At 64.1% G+C, this 1,227-nt stretch carries 1 protein-coding gene; it reads left to right on the forward strand.

All coding sequences use genetic code 11. The annotated features are described in order from the left end of the window. Window positions 1–1,227: hypothetical protein (locus tag QET40_RS00115; protein ID WP_280125134.1), on the forward strand; the 1,227-nt coding region annotated here is incomplete at both ends.

Raw genomic sequence — 1,227 nt, forward strand, 5'->3', positions numbered from 1 at the left:
GGCACGCTGCGCGCCGGGTCGAACACGGCCCTGGGGAACAGCGACATTGACGTGTCGGGCACCGGCGCCTTGGACGTCAACGGAAAAACCCTCGCCAACAAAGTCTTCCTCACAGGCGGTTCCCTGGCGGGCGGCAACGCGTCGTCCATCGGCGACCTCTCCGTCAACGTGGCCGGAGCAGCCTCCGCCAGCGTGAAAACCACGTCCCTGACCGGAGCCCTGAGCGTCGACAACCTCTCCCTCTCCTCCTACAACACCTTCGCCGCGAGCGACAACCTGATCGTCCGCAGCACGATGACGCTGGGCAGGGGCGCCCGGGCCACCGTGGCGGGCAACCTGGCTCTCGGCGGCTCGCTGCGACTGGACAGCCTGATTACGTCCCCGTCCACGGCCTCGCTGGCCATCACCGGCACACTGACGTCGACGGCCTCTTCCGGGAACCTCACCATCGACGTTTCCCGCACCTACCTCTCGCAGCTCACCACGGGCAATTACACCCTCGCCACCTATGCCACCCAGGGCAGCCTGACGCCGGAGCAGATCCTCGCCGGCAACGCCTACGCGGACGACAGCTCCGTCATGAACTGGAACGACGTTTCCAACGTCTACTCCTTCAAGCTGGACACCGCCTCGTCCGGCGGCATGACGACCCTCGCCCTCGTCGCCTTCGTCGATACGGACAAAGCCTGGGTATGGGATGGTGTCTCCGGCGCCACATGGAATACGTCTGCCACCAACTGGATTCCCGTTTCCGGGGATACGACCGGCACCAACACAGGCAAGGTCGTCTACTTCGGCAGCCCCTCCATTGGAGAAACCGACCGGACCGTCAACGTAGACGGCGAAGGAGTTGCCCCCATCTTCATGATGGTAGACACCAATACGACCTACACCTTCACGGGAGACGGTTCGATTGCCACCGACGAACTTGCCATGACCGGCATCGGTACGACCGTCCTCGAGAATGCCAAGGCCGATGGGGCGGCCAATGCCATCAAGCGCATTTCCCTGCAGAAGGGTACCGTCAAAGTCACGTCGGATGCCGCCATGGGCACTCCGGAAATGATCTCCTTTGAAGGAGGCGTCCTGGAATACGGAACCTCCGGCCTCGCCGACGTCTCCGCCGCCATGAGCGTCAAGGACGGCTCCGGCCTCAACCTGGCCGTCTCCGAAGGGGCTTCGGCCACCGTCGGAAAACTTTCCGCCGACCTCGCCTCCGACACCTCC

Origin of the sequence: Akkermansia sp. N21169, assembly GCF_029854675.1 — a bacterium.
GTDB lineage: Bacteria > Verrucomicrobiota > Verrucomicrobiia > Verrucomicrobiales > Akkermansiaceae > Akkermansia.